Origin of the sequence: Streptococcus pseudopneumoniae (assembly GCF_038148935.1) — a bacterium.
Taxonomy (GTDB): domain Bacteria; phylum Bacillota; class Bacilli; order Lactobacillales; family Streptococcaceae; genus Streptococcus; species Streptococcus pseudopneumoniae_U.
Genome location: NZ_JBBJZX010000280.1, coordinates 1 through 216, shown reverse-complemented (window position 1 = coordinate 216; position 216 = coordinate 1). Strand labels below are relative to the sequence as shown.

At 40.7% G+C, this 216-nt stretch carries 1 pseudogene; it reads left to right on the top strand.

The features are described 5' to 3' along the window. A pseudogene (locus WKI42_RS10990) lies at positions 1-216 on the top strand (hypothetical protein); the annotation flags it as partial.

Here is a 216-nt window from a genome sequence, read left to right as displayed (position 1 = left end):
TTAGAGCTTTTAGCAGTAGTTGCCATTGTTTTCTGTGCTGTACTCGTCTTTTTTCTAAATATTCCCGGAAAAGGTGTTCTAAAGCTTGATAATGGAACGATTGTTTACGACGGCAGTCTTGTACGTGGTAAAATGAATGGGCAAGGTACCATTACCTTCCAAAATGGAGACCAATATACAGGTGGTTTCAACAATGGAGCCTTCAACGGAAAAGGC